This window comes from Oceanobacillus sp. M60, from assembly GCF_053839645.1.
This window is the reverse complement of the sequence record NZ_JBSSNH010000010.1, coordinates 54,442-78,448: the sequence shown is the minus strand read 5'-3', so window position 1 is coordinate 78,448 and position 24,007 is coordinate 54,442. Positions and strand designations below refer to the sequence as shown.

The 24,007-nt window shown below is 40.8% G+C and carries 16 protein-coding genes; 9 read left to right on the top strand and 7 right to left on the bottom strand.

Going from position 1 to position 24,007, the window contains the following annotated elements; genetic code table 11:
• Window positions 1–144 precede the first annotated feature (144 nt).
• The 3 genes from ACW0TQ_RS20665 to ACW0TQ_RS20655 all read left to right on the top strand — a co-directional run bounded on the left by ACW0TQ_RS20665 (window position 145) and on the right by ACW0TQ_RS20655 (window position 4,267).
• On the top strand, window positions 145–267 hold the full coding sequence (locus ACW0TQ_RS20665; RefSeq protein WP_339179769.1) for a hypothetical protein: 123 nt from the start codon (window positions 145–147) through the stop codon (window positions 265–267).
• Window positions 260–3,238, top strand: a complete 2,979-nt coding sequence (locus ACW0TQ_RS20660; RefSeq protein ID WP_455725971.1) for a leucine-rich repeat domain-containing protein — start codon at window positions 260–262, stop codon at window positions 3,236–3,238. Before ACW0TQ_RS20665 ends, ACW0TQ_RS20660 begins: the two co-directional genes overlap by 8 nt.
• Before the next feature lie 213 nt (window positions 3,239–3,451).
• Entirely contained in the window at window positions 3,452–4,267 is an 816-nt protein-coding gene (locus ACW0TQ_RS20655; protein WP_193064860.1) for a flagellin N-terminal helical domain-containing protein, read from the top strand.
• 108 nt (window positions 4,268–4,375) lie between these two features.
• Here the strand turns inward: ACW0TQ_RS20655 and ACW0TQ_RS20650 are convergent, their stop codons facing one another.
• Window positions 4,376–5,491 carry a nitric oxide synthase oxygenase gene (locus ACW0TQ_RS20650; protein WP_455725970.1) on the bottom strand — a complete coding sequence of 372 codons (1,116 nt, stop codon included), beginning with the start codon at window positions 5,489–5,491 and terminating at the stop codon, window positions 4,376–4,378.
• Window positions 5,492–5,876: 385 nt separating this feature from the next.
• Between ACW0TQ_RS20650 and ACW0TQ_RS20645 the strand changes: the two genes are divergently transcribed.
• Complete coding sequence (locus tag ACW0TQ_RS20645; protein ID WP_368900927.1) at window positions 5,877–7,892, top strand: EAL domain-containing protein; 2,016 nt, start codon at window positions 5,877–5,879, stop codon at window positions 7,890–7,892.
• A 47-nt stretch (window positions 7,893–7,939) separates the two neighbouring features.
• Here the strand turns inward: ACW0TQ_RS20645 and ACW0TQ_RS20640 are convergent, their stop codons facing one another.
• Complete coding sequence (locus ACW0TQ_RS20640) at window positions 7,940–9,085, bottom strand: diguanylate cyclase (protein ID WP_455725969.1); 1,146 nt, start codon at window positions 9,083–9,085, stop codon at window positions 7,940–7,942.
• Between the two features lie 444 nt (window positions 9,086–9,529).
• Here ACW0TQ_RS20640 and ACW0TQ_RS20635 point away from each other — a divergent pair, with 444 nt between their 5' ends.
• Both ACW0TQ_RS20635 and ACW0TQ_RS20630 read left to right on the top strand, forming a co-directional pair.
• On the top strand, window positions 9,530–9,706 hold the full coding sequence (locus ACW0TQ_RS20635; protein WP_077601790.1) for a YjfB family protein: 177 nt from the start codon (window positions 9,530–9,532) through the stop codon (window positions 9,704–9,706).
• 230 nt (window positions 9,707–9,936) lie between these two features.
• Window positions 9,937–13,518, top strand: coding sequence for a cell envelope integrity protein TolA (locus ACW0TQ_RS20630; RefSeq protein ID WP_455725968.1), 3,582 nt, complete (start codon window positions 9,937–9,939; stop codon window positions 13,516–13,518).
• 221 nt (window positions 13,519–13,739) lie between these two features.
• Here ACW0TQ_RS20630 and ACW0TQ_RS20625 read toward each other — a convergent pair whose 3' ends face one another.
• A complete protein-coding gene (locus tag ACW0TQ_RS20625; RefSeq protein WP_455725967.1) occupies window positions 13,740–14,465 on the bottom strand; it encodes a DUF3784 domain-containing protein in 726 nt (241 codons plus the stop codon).
• Between the two features lie 189 nt (window positions 14,466–14,654).
• Between ACW0TQ_RS20625 and ACW0TQ_RS20620 the strand changes: the two genes are divergently transcribed.
• The 3 genes from ACW0TQ_RS20620 to ACW0TQ_RS20610 all read left to right on the top strand — a co-directional run bounded on the left by ACW0TQ_RS20620 (window position 14,655) and on the right by ACW0TQ_RS20610 (window position 16,276).
• Window positions 14,655–15,026, top strand: coding sequence for a fluoride efflux transporter FluC (locus tag ACW0TQ_RS20620; RefSeq protein ID WP_193064854.1), 372 nt, complete (start codon window positions 14,655–14,657; stop codon window positions 15,024–15,026).
• 24 nt (window positions 15,027–15,050) lie between these two features.
• Entirely contained in the window at window positions 15,051–15,413 is a 363-nt protein-coding gene (locus ACW0TQ_RS20615; protein WP_042529914.1) for a fluoride efflux transporter FluC, read from the top strand.
• Window positions 15,414–15,511: 98 nt separating this feature from the next.
• On the top strand, window positions 15,512–16,276 hold the full coding sequence (locus ACW0TQ_RS20610; RefSeq protein ID WP_042529916.1) for an SDR family NAD(P)-dependent oxidoreductase: 765 nt from the start codon (window positions 15,512–15,514) through the stop codon (window positions 16,274–16,276).
• A 59-nt stretch (window positions 16,277–16,335) separates the two neighbouring features.
• Here ACW0TQ_RS20610 and ACW0TQ_RS20605 read toward each other — a convergent pair whose 3' ends face one another.
• The 4 genes from ACW0TQ_RS20605 to ppx all read right to left on the bottom strand — a co-directional run bounded on the left by ACW0TQ_RS20605 (window position 16,336) and on the right by ppx (window position 23,843).
• Window positions 16,336–17,730, bottom strand: coding sequence for an L-cystine transporter (locus ACW0TQ_RS20605; protein WP_193064853.1), 1,395 nt, complete (start codon window positions 17,728–17,730; stop codon window positions 16,336–16,338).
• Window positions 17,731–18,703: 973 nt separating this feature from the next.
• On the bottom strand, window positions 18,704–19,810 hold the full coding sequence (menC, locus tag ACW0TQ_RS20600; protein ID WP_193064852.1) for an o-succinylbenzoate synthase: 1,107 nt from the start codon (window positions 19,808–19,810) through the stop codon (window positions 18,704–18,706).
• A gap of 200 nt (window positions 19,811–20,010) precedes the next feature.
• Window positions 20,011–22,086 carry an RNA degradosome polyphosphate kinase gene (locus tag ACW0TQ_RS20595; RefSeq protein ID WP_193064851.1) on the bottom strand — a complete coding sequence of 692 codons (2,076 nt, stop codon included), beginning with the start codon at window positions 22,084–22,086 and terminating at the stop codon, window positions 20,011–20,013.
• Window positions 22,087–22,316: 230 nt separating this feature from the next.
• Window positions 22,317–23,843 (bottom strand): exopolyphosphatase, encoded by a 1,527-nt coding sequence (ppx, locus tag ACW0TQ_RS20590; protein WP_042529924.1) that lies wholly within the window; start codon window positions 23,841–23,843, stop codon window positions 22,317–22,319.
• Window positions 23,844–24,007 lie beyond the last annotated feature (164 nt).

Here is a 24,007-nt window from a genome sequence, read left to right as displayed (position 1 = left end):
TTATAGAATATAAAGTCTCCGGAAAAACATACATCCTTTAAATGTTTCCATTCCATAGTCTTCAAATCATGGTATAATAGACTTAGTTTATTTGTTCTGTTTTATTGTTATATTCAGACTATATTCTTATGCTGGAGGAAAGAGGTGGATACTGCCAAGATCCCTGTCAGGAAGGAAGAAATGGAGGAGATCCAGCTTGCTTCATATGGATCAGCACATGCTGAAAATCAACTAATATACATAGAAGGAGAAACGAATAATGCATAGAAAGTACAAATGGGGTGGCTTTTTAATCGCTGCTGGTCTTATATTTTTTGCATTGGCAATACCATTACAGACAGTAAGCGCGGAAAAAGACAATCAACAATTTGGAAATACACAAAAAGATTCAAACGAACTAGATACGATTGAAATGCCTGCACAAGATCTTCTTTCATTGAAGGACTCGGAGGATGATGAGGGGGCAGAGGGACAAGCCCCAGAGGAAAAACAATCCGATGATGCGAAAGAATTAGATTCTCCAGAGGTTTATATTACAGATGACATATTGGCGGAAGCAGTTGCGCAAGAATTAGGGAAAGAAGCAGGACAGCCGATTACAGAAGCTGATATGAAGCAATTAATAGAATTGGAGAAGCAAGGAGCTGCTGGTGCTGCATCGATACGTTCTCTTGAAGGGCTGCAATCTGCGGAGAATTTGGAAAGATTACATTTGCCAATGCATAATGTCAATGATATTTCTCCGCTATCTAACTTAGGAAATTTACAGTCTTTAGATTTGGCTTACAGCTCGGTTAATGACCTGACGCCTTTATCCAATCTTGGAAATGTAGAGAATTTGAATTTGTTTGGAAATCCAATCAATGATGTTGCTCCTTTAGCAAATTTGGAAAAGTTAAGGGATCTAGACCTGGCTTATACGTTTATAGAGGATATTTCCCCCTTATCGAGTTTACCAAATTTAGAGAACTTAAATTTAGACGGCAATCCGGTGCAGGAGGAAGCGGCAGATTCTGAAGAAGATGGGGACGATGTTGATAATAACTCGGAATCAGATGAAGAAGGAGCAGAAGAGGATAACGGGGAGTCTGGTATGGATTCGCCGGAGGTTTATTTTGAGGACGCGGTATTAGAAAAAGCGATTGCGGAAGAATTGGGAATAGAAGATCGGGCTATTACTGAGGCGGATATGACAAAACTGACAAACTTATATGCCAATGGTTTTGATTCTGAACGAATTAGCTCCCTGGAAGGTTTACAGTATGCAACGAACCTGGCTGATTTATCTTTATGGGATAATAATATTAGCGACCTGACACCTATCAGCGGCTTAGAAAATTTATCTTATTTAGATTTGGATGATAATAATATTGAAAACCTTACGCCCTTGACCAATCTATCAAACGTAATGACGTTATATTTGAATAATAATTCGATTGAAGATATTACCCCGCTGCAGGAATTATCCTTGGCAGACATGTATATCTCTTTGTATGGGAATCATATCGATGATGAAGCTGCGATTCAATATTTACGGGATAATGGAGCTTCAGTGGGTTATGATGAAAGTGGAAACATTGATACCGATTCACCAGAGGTTTATTTTGAGGATGCGCGTTTGGAAGAAGAGGTTGCAAATACGTTACGAGTAGAAGGACGTGCTATTACAGAGTCGGATATGGCAAAGCTAACTGAATTATATGTAGATAGCTATGACTCAGATTTTGGATTAGTCACTTCTTTAGAAGGATTGCAATATGCGGGGAATTTGGTGTATTTAGATTTGACAGGGAATAATATTAGCGATTTGACGCCTTTGTCTGGGTTGGTGAATTTAGAAAGTTTAACTCTATGGGATAACGAAATTAGTGATTTAACACCTATAAGTAACTTAGAAAATTTACATGATTTAGATTTAGACGGTAATTATATTGAAGACCTCGCGCCTTTAACCAATTTACAAAATTTAGAGAGTTTATATTTATCTTATAATGCAATTGAAGATATTACACCGTTAAAGGATTTATCCTTGATGAACATGTATATTGCGTTATATGGAAATAACTTTAATGATGATGATACCATCCAATATTTAAGAGATAATGGAGCTGCAGTTAATTACCACGAAGATGAGGACGATTGGGAGTCACTAGAGGTCTATTTTGAAGATAAAGTATTAGAAGCAGCAATTGCTGAGGAATTAGGTATAGCAGGCCGGCCGATTACGGAGGAAGACATGGCTAAGCTTACGGAATTAACTTCATATGGAACCAATTCGGAATCGATAACCTCTCTGGAAGGATTACAGTATGCAGAGAATTTACGAGAGTTAAATTTGATGTCGAACACCATTAGCGACTTAACGCCCTTATCCAACTTAGTGAATTTAGAAGAGTTAACTTTATGGGATAACGATGTCAGCGACATAACGCCGTTGGAGAACTTGAGAAATCTATCTTATTTAGATTTAGATAATAATGCGATTGAAGATCTCACTCTTTTATCGGATCTAAAAAATTTAGAGACTTTACATTTGGATGATAATGCAATAAATGATATTACTCCATTAAGAGAATTATCCTTAAAGGATATGTATATTTCTCTGTATGGAAATAACTTCGACGATGATGATACCATTCAATATTTACGAGATAATGGTGCTATAGTCGGCTATTACTCTACAGAGAGTGATGAAGAAGACGAAACAGAAACACCTGACCCAGATGGTGATTCCACTAATCCAGAAGGGGAAGACGATACACCAAATCCAGAAGGAAGCGGAGATGAAAACGGAGAAACAAATGACGGCACTCCGAACCCTGAAGACAATGAAGGTGGAAATGGGGAACAAGAAGGTAATACTCCAGCCCCTGAAGGCGACAATGAAGAAAACGGAGATTCAGAAGAGGAAGTTCCACATCCGGAAGAAAATGAAGAAGGAACTGGAAATCCAGAAGATGATACACCAGCTCCAACCGAAGCAGAAGGAAGTAATGGAGAAGCAAATAATGCCGCTCCTAATACAGCTGGAACAACGGGCGACAGCGGAGAACCTGGAAACAATTCCACCGCTCAGGAAAGCCAGAGTGATGTACGCGGGGAATCAACAGCGGAAAGACTCCCGAATACATCAACCAATGCGTATAACTGGTTCTTGGCTGGAGCGATATTCCTTTTCGCTGGCAGCTATATGTTGATTTTTTATGCATATAGAAATAAAAGGCTAAAACACAGATAAATAAAAGAAGCAGCGCTCGTCCTGGCAATGAATGCAGAGGCGGGTGCTTCTTCTTTAATATTAGCTTCCCTGCTGAAATAGATAGCTATGGTTTTCTTTAAAATCAACCCAAAATAATAAAAAAACTCCTCAATCACTTCACTTACCCGCCAAATCAACCGATATACCTAATAACAAGTAAGATACACCTTAGGAAAGGTGGAGTTATTATCGATGCGTCTCAACAATAATGTAATGGCGTTTACGATTTACAATAATATGAACAATCATTTTGCCATGGCTCAGAAATCAATGCTTCGTATCGCAACGGGCAAGCGGATTAACAGTGCTGCAGATGATCCGGCAGGGCTGGCTATTTCCGAGAAAATGCGTGCGCAGATTCGCGGATTGAATATGGCCATTCGGAATGCGCAGGATGGCATCTCGCTATTGCAAACGGCGGAGGGTGCGGTGAATGAAACGCATGCGATATTGCAGCGGATGCGGGAGCTGAGTGTGAAGTCAGCGAATGGAACGTATTCGGAATCGGACCGGAAAATCATGCAGGATGAGATGAATCAGCTCCGGGAAGGGTTATCGCAGATTGGACGGGATACCAAATTTAATACACAGTCTCTATTAGACGGTTCCTTTACCAATAAACGCTTGCAGATTGGTGCCAATGCGGGGCAATATATTGAAATTTCAATTGGCGATGTACGGGCAGCTGCGCTGGGTATAGATGAAATCGATATTACGACACAAGAAGGCGCAGATACAGCCATCGGGATTTTAGATGAAGCGATAGAGAAGGCATCCTCACAGCGTTCCAGTCTTGGAGCTGTACAGAGCCGGCTGGAGCATACGATTAATAACCTCTCCAATACAGTAACCAACCTGACACAGGCAGAATCGCGGATTCGGGATGCGGATATTGCAAAAGAGATGATGCTTTATACCAAGCACAGCCTGTTGGCACAGGTTGCCATGGCTATGCTGGCTCAGGCAAACCAGCAGCCGGGGATGATATTGCAGCTTTTACAGAATTAATTTTAAAAATGAGAACCTGAAAAAATATCTTTGCAGTCTATGAGAAACATAGATATAGTGAAAAATTAAATAAAAAGCGCTCTCACTAAAAGTAAGAACACTTTATCTCTACCCATGAAACGGGCAGCCTTTTCCTTGCCGATAAGCCTTATCCTGATAAAAGAAATTTGGCTTTTTCAGCTCATTGCTGTAGGGCTGATGCCAGACATGCGTGGTTGCCGGGGAGACAGGAGGAATAAGCCAGGTCCATTTTCCGGTTACCTCCCGTTCGGCTTTTGCTTCCTGCTTTTCGAAAATGCGGAACTGGGATGCAGCGGTGTGATGGTCGACAATGGATACACCTTGTTTTTTAAAGGAGTGGAGCACCATTTCATTCAATTCAATCAGGGCACGGTCCTGCCATAAATTACTGGCATGTTTTGTCGATAACCCCATGATTTCAGCTATTTTTGGCAGTAAATTATAGCGGTGCTCATCTGCAAAGTTTCTGGCGCCGATTTCTGTTCCCATATACCAGCCGTTGAAGGGAGCAGATATGTAATGCAGCCCGCCGATTTCCAGACGCATATCTGAAATAATCGGGAGGGCATACCATTTCAAATTCAGGTCTGCTACCGCTTCATATTCTGGATGTTCCATAGGAATCTCAGGGATGAATGCCTCGGGAATGGTTCTCCAGACAGGGGGATGAGCACCGATTTGAATAACAAGCGGCAAAATATCGAAATGTGTTCCTTCCCCCTGCCAGCCCAGCCGCTCACATATTTGGGTGAATTCCAGGGAATCGGAATCACCGATAATTCCTTCTTCTGTTTCATAGCCTGCATAGCGCAGCAGCTGATGATTCCAGATTTTCACGGTTTCTTCCTTGGCTGAGGAGGCAGGGAAGATGGTGATGTAGGGTTTGATTTTACCTTGATTAAAGGCGTTTTTTAAATGACTGAACAGGAATTCGAATATCTCTTCTTCTGTTGTTGCCTGTCTGGCATCTGCCACGTCGATGCGTTCCCAGAACAATCTGCCGATACAGCGGTTTGAATTTCGCCAGGCGAGCTTTACTCCATACACCATTTCCTCATAGGTTTGGGTATAAGTGCCATGTGCATTTATCTCGGCTGTAACTTCTTTAATTCGTTCTGCTGATTTTTCTGCAGGAGCACCAGTTTCTGTATAGTAGGTTGTCAGGAAACGTGCCGCTTCCTGCTGCATTTCATCTTTATTCAACGGAATGACCTCCAGCTGTTCACAATGGATCGTATGCTTTCTTTTCCATTGTAGCGAAGAGTAAGACGAATTTCTATGTTATTCGACAAATGAAAAGAGGAGTAAAGACCTTTGTTCAATTGTCTGTCACATGATAAAGTAAATTGTAGTTACCTTTTTTAAAAATGTGCGTACTGATTTGCTGGATGGTTAAATCATTATTAATAGAATATACGCTGTATTTTATGGGATTTTGTCAAAAAATGATACGATAATTGAAAAATTAATTTAGGTTTAAATAATCGATAATTGTTTAAATCCATCGAAATAGATGTGTTTTTGTCTATTTTACATGATATATTAAAACTAGATGTAATTGCTGTGTTGGTGCGAGGAGGAAATGAACTTGGCTCAGGCTGTATTTAAGATTCGGAATAAAAAAATATATTTTACGGAACTGTTATCTTGGGATGTATTAAATGAGTCAAAGGATATCATTTCTGGAGAAGATTATGATAATATACTTTCTCATTATATCGGACCTCATGTCGCATTAGAATTTTCAAAGCTGGTTGATGGTGAGGAAGAGCAAATTCATTTTAATGCAACGGTTAATAGAAAAAACGGAGAAATGGTGCTGCTGAGTATTTTTGGCTATCAAATTCAATCAGAGGATGGGGTAGAAGTGTTCGGAATCATTTCTGATGACAGGGAAGCAAATAATCAATTAATGAAGGCATTAAAAGAGCTGTCAGATATTAAATATGCGTTGGACCAATCTGTGATTTTAGCCATTACAGACCGGCAGGGGAAAATCATTCATGCAAATAACCTCTTCAGTGAAATATCCGGTTATTCTCATGACGAGTTGATTGGAAATACCCATCAGCTGATTAATTCAGGCTATCATTCCAGAGAATTTTTTAAAGAGATGTGGCGGACAATCGGATTTGGCGGAGTTTGGAAAGGCGAAATCAGAAATCGTGCAAAAGACGGCTCTTTTTATTGGGTGGATACAACTATCGTACCGGTGAAGAATGAAAAAGGAAAGCCGGTGCAGTATATTGCGATGCGCTACGATATCACGGATAAAAAAGAAAATCAGGAAAAGATACGGATGATGGCCTTCTATGATCATTTAACAGGGCTGAAGAATCGCCGTAAGTTTGATGAAAATTTAATCCAAAAGATAGCATATGCTAAAGAAAATCAGGAAAGATTCGGAATCATGTTTGTTGATTTGGACGGCTTCAAGTATGTGAATGATACGCTTGGACACATCATAGGAGATGAATTGCTTATCGCCGTTGCCCGCCGGCTGGAGGAAATCGTCAGTAAGAATGGAGTTGTTGCAAGGCTCAGCGGTGATGAGTTTGCCATCCTTATTGATTTCATCACTTCCCCGAGAGATATGCAGCGCTATGCAGAATCTATTATTACCAATTTTAAAGAGCCTTTTGCTATTGAAGGCTATCAATTAAGCACGACAGCAAGTATCGGGATATCGACCTATCCAGAGGCTGGTTCAGATGCGCCTACGATGATGAAGCATGCTGATTTGGCAATGTATCGCGTGAAGGGCTTGTCTAAAAATGATTACCGTTTTTTTGACAGGGAGATGCGAATCTCGAATCAAAGAGCGTTTCAAATAAAAAATGATTTACGAATAGGTTTAGATAATAATCAATTTTATCTTGTATATCAGCCTAAAGTATCTCCAGGGAAAAAAGATATTGTTACAAGCTATGAAGCGTTGATTCGCTGGAAGCATCCGGAATTTCAGGAGGTATCTCCGGGTGAATTTATTCCTTTAGCGGAAGAATTGGGCATGATTAATGAAATCGGTGATTGGGTGCTGGAAAATGTTTGCAGGCAGCTGAGGGCATGGAAAACCAATGGTTACGATTTACTTCCTGTATCTATTAATCTATCATCCAGCCAATTTTTGCAGGCCGATTTTGTCGATAAATTCTGGTCTGTTCTTCATGCGTACCAGGTGGATCCAGCCTGGATTCAGATTGAAATCACAGAGAGCCTCTTTATTGATAATGAAAAATACGTGCAGCAAATATTAAAAATAATGAAGGAAAATGGAATCAAGATTGCATTGGATGACTTTGGGACAGGATACTCTTCATTGGCTTATTTGCAAAAGCTTGATTTAGATATTTTGAAAATTGACCGTTCCCTCATTAGCGGCATTTCGCATTTATCTATCAAGCGAAAAATTGCAACAACCATTGTCCAGCTGGGAAAAAGCATGGGGATGAAGGTGGTTGCTGAAGGAGTGGAAACCAAAGAAGAACTCGATATTCTACGCAATCATGATATTGATGAAATCCAAGGTTATTATTACAGCAAACCACTTGCGATACAAGAAATGTCGGAAGTATTGAAAACAAAGAAGCTGGGTAAATCATAATGCGGTATGTTTATGTGAAAAATGAATAACGTCATTCCGAAAATGATTTATGATTTATTCGGAGATGACGTTATAGCAGGGTATACTTGGTTTTTACCTAGGTGCTTTGCTTTATATAATGCTTCATCGGCCTGATGAATGATTTGACGCGGGTTGCTGCAGGTATCCGGGTAGGTTGCTGCACCAATCGAAACAGTGATATAAATGCTTTCCTTTTGAGAAATCTGAAAGGAGTGCGCTTTCACGTCCTCCAGTATGCGTTCGGCTACCTCCAGCGCATTTTCAATACTGCAGTTTGGCAGCACAATTGAAAATTCATCTCCGCCATTCCGGAACGCCATATCAAATGAACGGATATTTCTGGATAAGATGTCACCAAATTGCGTTAAAATTTGGTTTCCTGCCGGATGCCCATATGTATCATTTATCTGCTTGAACTGGTCAATGTCCAGCGATAAAATAGTCAGCTTTTCGTCTTTTATGACTGCTTTATTGACTACCTGGCCCCACACTTTTTCGAAGGAGCGCATGTTTTGTAAGCCTGTTAAAAAGTCTGTAGATACCTCCTCTTTATACTTCGCTAAAAGCATTTCTGTTTTTCCGAGATAACTCACGTAAAAAAGAGAAGCCAATCCGCCGACAAATGATACAAAACAATAAATCGGTAAAAAGCTTAGCAGGGAGAGGTAATCATTTTGAAAGTGGAACATCATCGTGATGGTAAAAACGATATTGGAATAGAAAATCATCACGACAGCTTTTATATATATCTTTTTTTCCATTTTCGTCTGGTATAGCTTATGTATCAATTGAAATCCAATCACTAATGCAATCATTAAAAAGACAGCAGAGATGGAAAAGTCCGACATTCCGCCGATGATAAATCTGCCCGCAATCACCACGATACTGGCAATAATCGCAGGAAATAATCCTTCCAGCAAGATTATGAGCATAATTGGTATAAAACGCAGGTCTACCAAGGCACCTTCTGCGACTTCAATGGAAAATATAATTAACATAACACTATTCAGCCCGCATAGAACCCCGTCGATAATTCCTTTTTGCCAAAACGGTCTGTCAGCAATTTTTAATTTTGATCGGAGTGGTACGTATAGCACAGTTAAAGTGATGATGACGCAAAGATTAATAAAAAAATCATCTAAAAAAAAGAACATGATGTCTCCGTTAGCCAAACGTTTTCCTCTCCTTTACCCAATAATTATGCAGCTTGGACGGCTTGAATTCACGGCTGTGTAGAGCGTAGCCGAATTAAAGAAGCTGCGGTAGTTACCAAAGGAATCGTCAGCTGCTGTTTCTAGTCATTATGTATGTTTTTTATGTATATTTTTAAGCGATTATCCATTATAGATATCGTTTCTTTTTGCAGCTGATGCTTTAGAAATAGTTCTATATTCTAATACTAGAATTTTATCATGAATCGATGTACTTACCAAAATTTAAGATACGTTTTTTAAATATTGTATTCTTTCTTGTGGTAATAATTACTTAAATCGTTTGAACACATAAGCCAATTATTTTCCTATCCCCGTTATAGTATAAAATATGCATCATTTGACAGAAAACTATGTTAAAATAAAGGTAATTCGTAAATCTTTCAGAGTGAGGTGAATGGATAGGTGGATGTTGGGAAAATGTCGATGATTATGAGTCAGGCTAATTTGCAGACACAGGTGTCCTTCAGCTTAATGGGAAAAGTCATGGATCATGCGGAAGCGCAAAATGCGGAGCTGATTAAAATGCTGGATCAGCCGCAGCATCCGAATTTAGGGCATTCCATTGATGTGAAGGCGTAACACTTTTTCTCTGTAGGAATGAAAAAGGAAGATAAAAGCTGCCCCGTTTCGGTGTGAAGAAGCGGGGGTTTTTTACATATTAGCAATATATCTGCCAGGAATAAATGTTATTTACTATCTCATAAAATTCTTGTAATCTTATAACAAGATACATAAAATGAAACTTCACTCAGTGTAAGTTTTACAGACAGTTCTCCATGATAAAGTATCCTTCACCTTAGAAAAGGGGCGTGGACGTTATTTCGAATTCTAAAAATCGAGCCCAAATTTTGCAAGAAGAATTGATTGAATTATTAAAAAGAGATCTTATCAGCATGGAAGATTATAAACGCATCTTAACAGCCCATCAGGAATATGCGAAACAGGTAGATAAAAGTATGGATGGGTTAGCGCGTGAGGATGCGGAAGAAGAAGCCTCTAAAGAGAGGTATCAGGCTGCAGAACAGGATCAGCCGGAGGAGGCAGAGGCCTCTTTTTCACAGTCAGACAGCAAGCCTGTTAAAAAACAATCAACCGGGTTTTTCCAGGGCAATAAGGATAAAAAAGAATGGCTGTTGACTCCAGAGGAGCGGGAAGCGGCAAAGCAGAAGAAAGCGAAGCCGGTCCGCGAACCGAAAACAGCGGAGCAGGTCAGAGAAAGAAATATTACCTGGCTGCTTATTTTAGGAGTTTCTTTTCTGTTAATCAGCGGTTTAGTTGTGGCAACCAGCTCTTGGGATCAGATGGGAGCCTTGTTAAAGGTTGCGACATTGCTTGGCGTTTCGATTTTCTTTTTAGCATTAAGCGGGTTATCCTCCCGTTTTCTTAAAATCGAAAAGACAGCTTTTGCGTTTTTGACGCTCGGAAGTTTATTATTGCCGATTGCGATAATCGGTATTGGTTTTTTCGGGTTGTTTGGCGATTATTTAACGTTAACAGGAGAAGGGCGTTATTGGCTGGGAATGCTGTGTACTATTGTCCCGCTTCCGTTATACGCTTGGAATGCTTATAAGACAAAAGCGAAATTATTTGTATGGATTTTTTATATATTCCTATCCTTCTTTATCGGATTTTCCCTTGCTGCACTGCAAGTCCCGACAGATGTGTTCTTTTTCCTAATGATGCTGTATAACGGTGTCTTGTTATTCGTGTATCACCATTTTCGGAAAGAGAAGGGGCAAGTGTTTCGTGTGTTTTTACATGAACTGCCGGCCTATGCACAGTTAAATCTGATTGTTTCCACGTTATTAATGCTGTTTGTCTATAATCAGGCTGTGTTTTATAGTTTTAATGTGCTTTTGACTGCATTTCTCTATATGGCGATGGTGTTCGTCTATCAGACAAAGGGCTATCAATTTGTTTTTGCCGCTTTATTTGCTTATGGCATTTACCAGCTGACAGAGAATTCGTTTTTATATACAGCGGATACGTTGATTTATGCATTGATGGGGGCAGCTTATCTCGGATTTGCTTATGTGATGCGGAAGGACAGCTTTGCGAGTAAGGCGTTTTATTATATAAGCGGCGTCATTTCGGGCTTTGCTTTTCTCTACATCAGCTTTCAAGGCTTGATTATCCGTGCTGACGGGGATTCCTGGTTTATGCTGCTGGCGTATATTGTTATTGCTGCCACCTATGTCTATCTTGCAGAGGTGACGAAACGGGGCGTTTTTAGCTGGATTGCTCCTGCATTCTTTATTGCGGTCGGGATACAGTTTTGGTCGTTAGCAGTGCATCCGTTTTTTCCGGAAAGCATACTTAACTTTATGTTTTTCTATATGATTATTTTATTTCTGTTTGCCGGTTTTCAAAATCGGATTCCATATATGCAGGCTGTACAAAAAAGTATGTATTTCTGGTCGATGCCGGTAATTGGAATCATTATCCTGGGTAAGCTGATCCTGCTTGAGTTCGTGGAGATTGCAATTATATTTGCCTTGCTAGGCGTCGTTGCTTACTATATGACTGTGGTATCGAAAAAAACGTTGGAGAAACAAGTTGCTTCCTGGGCTGTTCCAATTAATTGGCTGTTGGCCATGTACATCCTTTATTTTGAATTTGTGGAAGCATCCTATGTTTACCGCAGTCAGCTGGATATTCCTTTTCAACTGGCGGGCGCCGGTGTCGTTCTGCTTGGAATCAGCCTTATCTGGAAGCAGAGAAAGCAGCAGGAATTGACCCGGACAACGTTCTATACGGGTCAGGGAAGCTATCTATTAGCTATGCTTCTGCTGTTTGTTGGATTTACTGGAGATGAAATATTTGTAAGACCTGCCATTCTGTTGATAGGAATCGGTGTCGTCTACTGGCTGGTTCGTTTTACTGGAAAGCTTGTGTTTTGGAGTCTGGTTGCGGCGGTAAGTTTAGGATTTTATGTATCGCTGCTGCGCACATTTTCAATTGATACGTTGGATGGATTTGTCTGGTTTATGCTTGGCCTGCCCATTGTATTCTTAGCGGTGGAACGTTATTTAGGAAAATGGGATGCCGGCTTAAAGCCGTATTTCTTCTATTTTGCGCACGCGGTGCTCTTGTTCCTTGTGCTCATCATAGCAGGGGACAGTGTAGCACGTCCTATCCTTTATCCGGCAGTCTGGCTGGTTCCACTGGCAATCTATACCTATACGGCACTGACAAAGGAAAAAGAATGGGAAATAAAAACGGCTTTATATGCTGGGTTACTGATGCTGCTTGGAGCAGTGGTATCCTTCATCTCTCATTATGAATGGATGGCAGCTATTTCATTTGTTTATGCTTGGCTTGCTGCAGGAATCATTATGATTGCAATCTGGGCAGCAGTATCAGCGGTGTGGAAGCGGCGGATAGAATATTTTCTCATTCCGTTTATGAATCTGGTTTTAGGTATGGGCGTGTTTTTATTTGCAGTAGAGGTGTTTTGGCAGCTTCTCATCTTTACCGGACTGATTATAGTGAATGTATATTTTCTGCATATGCGAAAATGGACATTATACCTTGTGGTGCCTTTATTTTTCTCCATCTATTTATGGCAAATACAAGCGGTATTTGAGGAAACGATTCATTTATGGCTGATGTATACCATTGGATTTGGCATATTAACAGCTGCCGGGAGATATTTATTTTCAAAACTGTATGTTACTACTGAGGGAAGTCTGCGGGCTGTAGACTGGTATTCTCTGATGGCAGTTGCCTATCTCGTTTTTGCATTAAACTGGGCAAATGAGCTGGATACGATTTGGCTGACTGTTATTCCGCTTGTTTTGTTCGCTTCCTGGTTTTTCCTACAGCAGGATCGTGTAGGGAATCAGATGCTGCAGAAAATATGTATCAGCCTTGGCGGCGTGGCTTGTTTACCGCCTTATTATCTGGTGCTTGATTATTATATTAATGCTATTCCAGAAGTGTTTTATGCGGAGCTTCATGCGCTGCCGGTTCTTGCTTTGGCAATTATTTTGTCTAAGAAAACATGGAATGATTACGAATCGGTGATGCGGCATATTCAGACCGTGCTGTTGATTCTGGTTACGGTGTACCTGATTGCGGATGCGATTCAGAGTGCTACGATAATGGATGCATTGATTATCGGAGTGTTGTCAATTCTTTCCTTACTCGCAGGGATGCGTTATCAATTAAAATCCTATTTCTTTGTCGGAATCGGAACCCTCTTGTTTAATGTGATTTATCAGACACGGTCTTATTGGGGCAATCTCCCTTGGTGGGCGTATCTTCTGATTGCCGGAATATTATTTATCAGCATCGCCAGCTATAATGAATGGAAGAAACAGCGTGATGGGGAAGGAAAGCTGGAGAAAAAGCTGAAGCAAATGATTGCTCGGTTTAAAGAATGGAATTAATGAAAGCAGTTTGGGGAGGCTGAATTATAAAGCAGCTCCAAACTGCTTTATTTTTTATAGGGAGGGATAAGCTTGCTTATAAAATAATTGCTTTCAGGGAAATTTGGGATTGAATCTGGAGAAGGTCTTTATAAATACCCTGATCCGGCATATGAAAAAACCTGCATTTTTGAAATAAATAATAGTGATCAAAAAAAGCTGCCCGCGCTGGACAGCTTTTTCTAATCATTATTATATTGCTGATGCGCCTGTTCCAGCTGCTGATACTGCTCTCTAGTTTTATCTGCCTGCCCCGTATTTATAATAACAAAGCTGTCCCCGGTATGAACAACAATAAATGGGGCCTCATTGGAACGGATAAATAGTTTCCCGGATCCCCATTCCTCGATGCGATAATTCCCAAGATGTTTGCCAAACAAGGAAATGCCGTTTGTGCGTATCGTGGTTTCAGGAAGTTCGTCGTAGAGGGAGATATCTTCGATGTCAGAAAAAGCCCATGCTTCTCCATATAAACCTGTCATTTCAAAGGAGTCTTCGTTTATTTCCAGTTTATTTGGCATAAAAGGGATGGTGAAAACAACAATAACTAATATGAGGGAGAGGCCTAACACCGTTTTGTTTATCCTTCGAGATTTCTTTTTTACCTTTTTCGTCATCCAAAAAGATTCAATAAATAAAACGATAAGCATCACAACATAAGAGGCCTCAATTGCATAAGGAACATGCAAGAGCTGGAGCAGGAAGCCAAGGCTTAAAATAATGGCTATATGCAGGGTCATCTTGCCGACAGCACGCGGATAACCTGCTTGAATCATTTTCCGCTGCTCCTCAGGCGTACTTGTATTAAATCCGCTGATTAGATAATAGTTTTTGCGTATTAAAATAAGGTAACTGAAAAAGAAAAACATAAGGATTAAAAAGATTTGAATAACGTAGCTGTATTCCATTCGTTTTCCCCTCCAAATTCTTTCTGCACTATAACTACGAAATAAGGGAGAGAAGGTTTCAGCGAATACGAAAAATCAGGAATTTCTATGACAAACAAGCTTGTTTTATCCCGAAATACTTGCTTTATCGGCTGGATAGGATTAAATTATACATTATTAATAATGTACGGATAAAGGTCTGGTGGTTCGATGAATTATCTATTTGTGATGATAGGGGCTTTTTTGGGAGCGATCGCCCGCTATGGCGTCAGTCTATGGCTTGGTGATATGACTTTTCCAATGGCAACGATATCGGTAAATATCATTGGCTGCTTCTTGTTAGGCTTTTTACTGACGCTTGTTTCGCTTTCCAGACATGACCGCCACATATGGGCGTTGACGTTTGGCACCGGGTTTCTAGGCGCATTTACAACATTTTCTGCCTTTGCATTAGATGCATTGCTGTTAACCTTGCCCATGGCTCTGCTTTATATTGGGATAAGCGCGGTTGTGGGAGTCATTTTTGCCGGGGCAGGAGTTTGGACAGCGCGTGTTGTCTATGCACGAATCAGGAAAGTATAACAAACAGAAGGAGGCGTCATTCTTATGTTTTTTGTAGGGGCAGGCGGTGCCGTTGGTGCATTATTGCGTTACATCATCAGTGAATATATGAAGCCGTTAAAGGCAGAAAAAGGCATTATCTTTCCAGTTGCGACCTGGATCATTAATGTGTCTGGCTCTCTTTTACTGGGAGTGCTATATGGGCTTGATTTGCCATTCGAGCTGTGGCTGCTGTTAGGAGTCGGCTTTTGTGGCGGATATACGACCTTTTCTACTTTCGGGAAGGAAGTAATTGATCTGCTGCTGGATAACAAGTGGCTGGCAGCTTTCTGGTACATTAGCACATCTGCTTTATTAAGTATTGCTGCAGCTTGGGCGGGAATACATAGTGTTTTCATTTTTTCTTAAAAAAGAAACCGCCACCTCGATAGAAAGCCAATTATTTGTAGTTTTGTAAGCGGTTACGTAAAATAGGAAAAGAAGATACTATAAAGGAGAGGTGTTATATGCGAGATAAGGTGGTATTAATCACTGGTGGAGCCGGCGGAATTGGTCAAGCAGCTGCAAAATTGTTTTTAAACGAAGGTGCAAAGGTTGTTTTGGTTGATATTAATGAATCATCCTTAGCAAAAGCAAAGGAATCTCTCACGGATAATCCGGAAAATGTGGGCATTATTCAAGCCGATGTAACGAAGGAAGAAGACGTAAAGAAATATGTTCAGGAAACGGTTGATCAATTTGGCCGCATCGATGTTTTCTTTAATAATGCAGGAATTAATGGTCCTGTTGCGGAAATTACTGATTTGGATAAGGATACCTTTGAACAGATTATGTCGATTAATGTTACCGGGGTGTTTTTAGGCTTAAAACATGTGCTTCAACAAATGAAAAAACAGGGGCATGGACGAGTGATTAATACAGCATCTAATGCTGCCTATATCGGTTCAGCGGGAATGGTCGGTTATATAGCCTCCAAGCATGCGGTTGCAGGAATAACGAAGACGGCAGCATTAGAAACAGCTCCGTTAGGGATTCGTGTGAATGCGGTAGCTCCTGCTGCTATTGATACACAGATGCTTCAAGATATTCAAAATAATTTAACGCCTGGCGAGCCGGAGAAATCAGGAGAAGCTTTAAAACAGGGGATTCCGGTCGGAAGATTTGGCGCGCCGGATGAGGTTGCCCAGATTGTCCGGTTCCTGGCATCAGATGAAGCGTCGTTTGTACATGGCGCATTGTATAATGTAGATGGCGGAATGCAGGCGGATTAAATTATCCTAATAAAAAAGCAGTTATCTCGGGTATGTGAGATAACTGCTTTTTTAAAGACTTAAATGCCAGTGTTTTCTACTACGGCATCTTTATTATTAAATTTCTTCTCATCCAGGTTGCCGAGCACTTTGGAAGTGACAGTACCTGAAACCATGCTGCCGTTGACATTGACTGCGGTACGGCCCATATCAATAAGCGGCTCAACGGTAATCAGCAGACCAGCGAGTGCGATTGGCAGTCCCATAGAGGACAGAACAATAATTGCTGCAAATGTTGCTCCGCCGCCGACTCCAGCGACTCCAAAGGAGCTGATTGCTGTAATTAAGACAAGCTGTACAATAAAGTCAAGTGATGTTGGATCAATACCAACAGTTGGAGCAATCATAACGGCCAGCATCGCAGGATAAATACCTGCACAAGCATTTTGCCCCATGGTTGCGCCAAAGGATGCGGACATATTCGCAGCTCCGTCATCCACGCCCAGTGCTTCCTTCTGTGCAGTAATATTCAACGGAATCGCTCCTGCACTGGAACGGGAAGTAAAGGCAAATCCGAGCACCGGGAACACTTTTTTCATAAACGTAATCGGATTTAATTTGAATCCGCTGATGATGAGCATGTGAATAAGAACCATAACAATCAACGCGACATAGGATGCAATCACAAATTTACCAAGCTGAACAATCCCTGCAAAGTTTGTCGTGGCAACCATATTCGTCATCAGTGCTAATACCCCAAATGGAGTTAAACGTAAAATAAGCGTTACAAGCCGCATGACAATGGCAAATACGGCATTCACCATTCGTGTAAACCGTTCTGCCTGTTCCGGCTGTTTCCTGCTCACCCCAAGTGTGGCTATTCCGACGAGAACAGAGAAAATAACGACGGCAATAACAGATGTAGAACGTTCCCCAGTCATATCTAAGAAGATATTGTTCGGGATAAAGTTAATGATCCGCTGCGGTGTTGTTTCCTCTTCCATGGATTCAAAATTTTCTTCCATCGAAGCGCCGCGTTCTGTTTCTTCATGACCCGCTTCGATTTGTTCTGCATTCAAATCAAAAACAAGAGAGGTTACAACACCGAGTGTTGCTGCAACAAGTGTTGTCGAAATAAGTACGCCAATCACCCATGCGGCCATTTTTCCAAGCTGCTTTGTCTCATTCAAGTTAATAATGGCACGAATAATCGAAACCATAACGAGCGGAACCACGATCAGCATTAAGAAGCGAATATATCCGCTGCCGACAATGCCGTACCAATCGAGCGTTCCTGTAAGAATATCTGACCCTTCTCCATAGATAATCTGGAAGAGAGCTCCTAAAACGATACCAATCCCCATACCTGTAAATACACGTTTGGCAAAGGAAACATGCTTTTTCTGCATATAGATTAGTAAACCGATTAATGCAAGTAAAATAACAATATTTAATAATATAAACCAATTATCCATTTGGTATTATCCTCCTTTGATAAAATGTTCTTCGGAAATCCAACAAAAATAGTACGGATTAAACTATACAACGATTCTATTTTGATTTCAAGATAGTTGCTTTGGATGTGTTTTTATTTTGAAGAATAGGAAAGTATATAAAAAATGCTGAATATAGTCGCTCCAACGGGTTTCATGGGGTGAGTAATCGCAACCCCAGAAATACACTCCGCTTTCCGTGGGCCCCGAGCTCATCTCCTTTAAAGAAGACTTGCTGATTGGCAAGCCGTCAGGCGCAGACAGAAGCAAAGTCGCACTTATGCCCCGCGGGTAGAAAAAAAGAAGTACACTTTTTTCCTGCGGGGTCTTCCCACTGGGACTGCGATTACTCGCCCCATCAAAACCGTCGCTAGAATTTGCGTTATTTCCTTGTAAAAAAGCAAATAAAACATAATTCTACTTAGATGGGAGCGGATGTTGTCGACTCCTGCGAGAAAAGCAACAGGTGATTTAAAGACCAAGCGGTGTTCTTGGTTTTTCTAATTTGTTATGTTTTTAATCTGTTAAAAAACCCTTAGATAGCCGCTGTTCTGAAAGGACACTGTGCTTATCATGAGTAGAGAAAAATATTTTACTGGGAGATGAGTAAGAAAATACCCAACTCAAAATCATTTTTCAAGGAAAGATAGCTATTTAAAACCAAGTGATTTCCTAGGATTTTATATTCTATGCACGCTAAAGGGAAATGGCTATTCTTTATCGCTGTGCGGCAGGCTGTAATGTAAGTCTTCTATTACAAAAAATCAAAAAAATACGTCATTTTAAAACGGGAAATCAGACAGTAACGGTCCGTTTCGTTTTATAAAAAAATAATTCCTCTGCTTAGTATGTACGAACTTTGAAATAACATAATTGATTTTAAATAAGAAAAAGAGAAGAGGCATCCAGACAGAAATGGATACTGTCTAAATGTCTCTTCTCAAGATGGAGTTGATTATTTAAATGTTTCTTTCTGAACCGTGTATTTTGCCAATTTCTCACGGTTAACTTCATATCCGATACCCGGGGGAGCAGGGACTTGTACGATTCCGTCTTTGACAAATACTTCTGGGTCAATGATATCTTCTTCCCAATAGCGGGAGGAGGCTGCAGTGTCTCCAGGTAATGTAAATGCCGGGAGGGAGGTAATCGCGATATTATGCGCACGGCCTACACCTGACTCAAGCATGCCGCCGCACCACATTGGCACATTTGCTTCTTTACACAGCTCATGAATTCGTTTCATTGTTGTAATCCCGCCGACACGGCCGACTTTCATATTAATGATTTTACCGCTTCCCAATTGAATAGCTTGTCTCGCATCATCATAGGAATGAATGCTTTCATCCAGACAAATCGGTGTTTTGATATGCTTTTGCAGCTCCGCATGATCAATTAAATCGCCGGCGGTTAACGGCTGTTCAATCATCATCAGGTTATACGGATCCAGCTGCTTTAATGTTTCCACATCATCTAGTGTGTAAGCAGAGTTCGCATCAACCATCAGCGGAATATCAGGGAAATGCTCGCGGATTTCCTTAACAACTTCTACGTCTTTGCCAGGTTTGATTTTCACTTTGATTCGCTTATAGCCTTCTGCTGTTTTTTCTTTAATGTTGGTAAGCAGGCGCTCCATATCATCTTCAATGCCTAGGCTGACCCCGACTTCAATTTCTGTTCTGCATCCGCCGATAGCCTCTGCCAGAGAAAGACCCTGCTGTTTAGCATAAATATCCCAGGCAGCTGCATCAATCGCTGCTTTTGCTAAGTTATTGCGCTTAAACGGCTCGAATAACTCTGTCAGCTCATCGGGATGGCTGATTTCACGGCCGAGAGTAAGAGGAATTAAATATTCTTCGAGCATTACCCAGGCAGCTTTTGTGAATTCTTCAATATAAAGAGGAGACTCCGAGGTAACGCATTCTCCCCAGCCAATGGTTCCATCCGCATCTTTTGCCTCTAAAATAATAAATTCACGATCCTGTTCTGTACCAAAGCTTGTCGTGAACGGATTTTTCATTCGCATATTCATCCGATGCATTGTTATTTCTGTAATTTTCATTTCCAAGACTCCTCGTAATTTGTTAGTAAATAGGAAAGATACCTATTGTAAAAGTTCAACATCTTCTTATGTTCTAGTATATGGAAGTTTGTTCTCAATAGCAATATGGATGCTGAGGGAAGCTTCATTTCTGCAAGACAGGAGATGAATTTTAGATAAAAAAACAAAGGCTGTCAGCTCCCAGCCTTTGTTTTCTACTTTTAAGCAAATACATCCATCGCCTGTTCAAATAATTTTAATTGGCTATTCAAAGCTTCATCATCCGGCGGAACATGCGAATAAGTGCCGTCATTTGCCTGCTGTCGTGCTTTTTTAGAGTCACGGAGCATGATGTCGAGGATATCATGAATACGATTTTTTATCCGGGGGTCAAAGATTGGAAACATCAGCTCTACCCGTTTAATCATATTTCGCGTCATCAAATCTGCGGAGGACAGAAAAATATTGATGTCGCCATTATGATGGAAAAGATAGATGCGGCTATGTTCCAAAAATCGCCCGACAATGCTCAGCACGCGAATGTTCTCGCTAACACCTGGAATGCCCGGGCGCAGACAGCAGATACCGCGGACAATCAAATCCACTTGCACGCCGGCTTGAGAAGCTTCGTAAAGCTTTTTGATTAAAGGTTTATCTGTCAGCGAATTCATTTTGGCAATAATCCGTCCATTGTTATATTCCTTGTGAAACGTGATTTCCTGATCGATAAGCTGAATTAGGTCATTGCGAATATCAAATGGTGCCATGGATAAATGATGAAAATCAGGCTTTTCTGTATAACCGCTCAAATAATTGAAGAAATTGGTGGCATCGATGCCATATTTGCGCTTGGTCGTTAAAAAAGACATGTCTGTGTAAAATTTAGCTGTCTGATCATTATAATTTCCCGTACCAAGGTGGACGACCCGTTCAATCCGATTTTCATGCTTTCGGACAATCAGCGTGATTTTACTGTGGGTTTTCAATGAAATCATTCCGTAAATAACATGACAGCCGGCGATTTCCAGCTGTTTTGCCCACTCTACATTATTCGCCTCATCGAATCGTGCTTTTAATTCCACCAGAACGGTTACTTGTTTTCCATTTTCCGCTGCACGCTTTAAACTGGCGATAATCGGTGAATCCCCGCTGACACGATAGAGTGTCTGCTTAATTGCCAGCACTTCCGGATCATCCGCAGCTTCACGCATTAAATCAACAATCGGTTCAAAGGATTCATATGGATGATGAAGAAAGAGGTCTCTTTTTCTGACAGCTTCCAATACCGTTTCATCCTCATGGATATCCTGTGCCGGCTGCGGGATAAATGTTTCATAAATAAGATACTCAAAGTCATGCTTTACTTGATCATAAAAGTCATTTAAACACGTTAAATCGAGCGGTCCATCTACAATGTACAAATCCTTTTCATGAATTTCCAGCTCATGCAGCAGGAAAGAAGTAATAGAAGGGTCCTGCTCCATGGCATTCATCTCTAAACGGACAGCCTCTCCAAATTTGCGCTTCTTCAGCTCTTTTTCAATTTCCTTTAATAAATCATGCGCGCTGTCCTCATGGATATTCATATCTGCATTGCGGGTAATACGAAAAGTGCTTGTTGAGATTACCCGATATCCCTTAAAAAGTTTATGGATAAAAAACCGAATGACATCTTCTAACAACACATAGTGATGCGCATCATCAATCTGGATAAACCGGTCTAACAATGCAGGTACTTGGACAATCGCTGTTTTTTTCTGATGCTGTTCTTGTTCATACTCGTCTTCCAGCTGAATAGCAAGATTTAACGATTTATTTAACAGCATTGGAAAAGCGCGATAGGCATCGATGGCCATCGGTGTAAGAATCGGATAAATTTGTTCATCGAAATATTGCTCCAGTATATATAATGCTTCTGCAGATAATTCCGACATTTGAAAAAGACGAATCTGCTGTGTTTCTAATTCCTCCTGTACCTGTTTAAACAGGTGATACTGCTGCTCTACCAAGTCATGATTTAAGGATGCGATAGAAGAGAGCTGCTGCTTTGGAGTCAGGTTTGATTTGTCATCCGGCCGGTTAAATCCTGCTTTTACCTGATCCTTTAATCCGGCTACCCGGACCATAAAGAATTCATCTAAGTTGGATGAAAAGATGGATAAGAACCGCAGCCGTTCGAGCAACGGGTTGCTTACATCGTCTGCTTCTTCTAATACACGTTTATTAAATGAGAGCCAGCTCAGCTCCCTGTTATTGTAGGAGGCTGATGAATTGACGTTTTTTATTTGTTTGTCCATATCACACCATCCCTTTTTAAGAAGATATTCAAAAAGTTCCCAAATGATAAGCTGCGAATCGGGCTTTTTTGCTTCTGGTTTGAATCCTTTTTGAACACTCGTTATAGCGTCCTATATATATCATAATCCTTTTCCGCATAAAGTATGTTAAAGAGGTGTAAAGTTTGTGTGAATAATTTGTTTGGCAGGAGGGGTCGTAACAGCTTTCTCCTGCACGCTTATTTTTGTCTTTACAAATCAATAAATTCCAGGTCTACTTCTTTTCCAATTGCTTTTTCCAGATGCTTTTTCTGTTTTTCTGCCTGGTATTCTTCCGGCATGGCATTGCCTTTCGTATATATACGAATAATGAGGGTCTTTTTCTTTGATGTAAACTCTATTTTTTCGACAATCTGCCTTTTGGTCGCATCTAAGCAATAAGTGAATTTTAATAAAGATCCCAAATCTAATAATTTCTGGCGCTCTTCCTTTAGGAACCATGATTTATAGGGCTGAATAAATTGCTTGAAGACGGTCTTATTTTTAAACGAAGCAACCAGTGCAAGCTTCAGACGTTCCCGGTGCTCTAATCCATCAATGGTACGGTTAGCCAGAAGGTAGAAGGTATGCTGCGGGCTTGACTCGGAATCAATATATTCTCCGAGATTAAATAAAAAGCTCGCCATTTTCAACAGCTGCCGGTCCTGCTTGTCCAGATGGATCAGTCCATTTTCTTTGCAAAAATCAAATATTTGCTCGGTCAGGTTTTGGACATGGCTGATATGTTTACGATCCAGATCATAATCATTAACGAGCTCCTGGATGCTTTCCTCTAATACATTTGGAAAGAGGGAGGAATCGAATTGCTTTGCTAAATGTTCATACAATACGCCATCCCGAAGTCCTTTCCGGCTTAGGATCAAGCTCTCTGCCTGAACAGTCTGATAGAGGCAGTGAAAAACTTCAATCGCAGGAATAATAATGTCCGCCCTGTCTTTAGAAAGTCCTTCTACTTTTGCTAATTTAGCCGGTTTCAGAGAAGTTAAATGATTGCTTACTTCCATAATATCCTTTTGGAACATTTGATACTCATGCAGACCTGCTAGCGGATAAGACTCCAGATTTTGATGGACCTGAGCCAGGTTACGCGCACTTCCGCCGATGGCAACCAATTTGACCTCTTTATCTGCAAGCCATGGAAGTGTTGCGAATTGATCCTTTAGATAGTGGCGCAGCTTGGAGAGCTCTTCGGTTGTCGGAATGGACTTGTGGAAGAAATCCTTTAAGGTAAGCGCACCAAAAGGAAAACTGTGTGACTCCTTGAGTTCCCGGCCCTCAAAATAAGTAACCTCTGTACTTCCGCCGCCGATATCTACGGTAACTCCTTCTGTGAGAGAGGTAGAATGGATAACTGCTAAATAGCCATAGTAGGCTTCTTCCTGTTCACTTACAATGCGGATATTTAATCCTGTACGTTCGACGATTTGGGTTTCAATTTCTTTTTTATTCTCCGCTTGCCGGACAGCTGCTGTAGCCGCACAGATGGTGTCCTGTAAGGTATAGGTATCCAGCACTTCCTGAAAGCTTTTCAATGTATCAATTAAACGGTCAATCCCGGCCTGGTTTAAGGTATTATCCTCTTCTAAAAAGGTACGCAGCCTGGAGGAGGCTTTCACGTTTTCTATTTCTTTCAGCCGGTTCCCCTTTGTTTTTTCATAAATGACTAAACGCATGGTATTGGAGCCAATATCGATGATTGCATAATGTTGCTTCTTCATTTCTTTCGCCTCCTGTTGTTTTGTCTGATTTTTCTTTTAGTTTAACACATTTGCAGAGAAATAAGCTGGCATTGCTGCGCTGCGGCAGGAACAAAAATAAGAAAAAGCCTTCAATTATCACTTCCCTGGGTAGATGCATATCTTGGTAGGAAGCAATGGAAGGA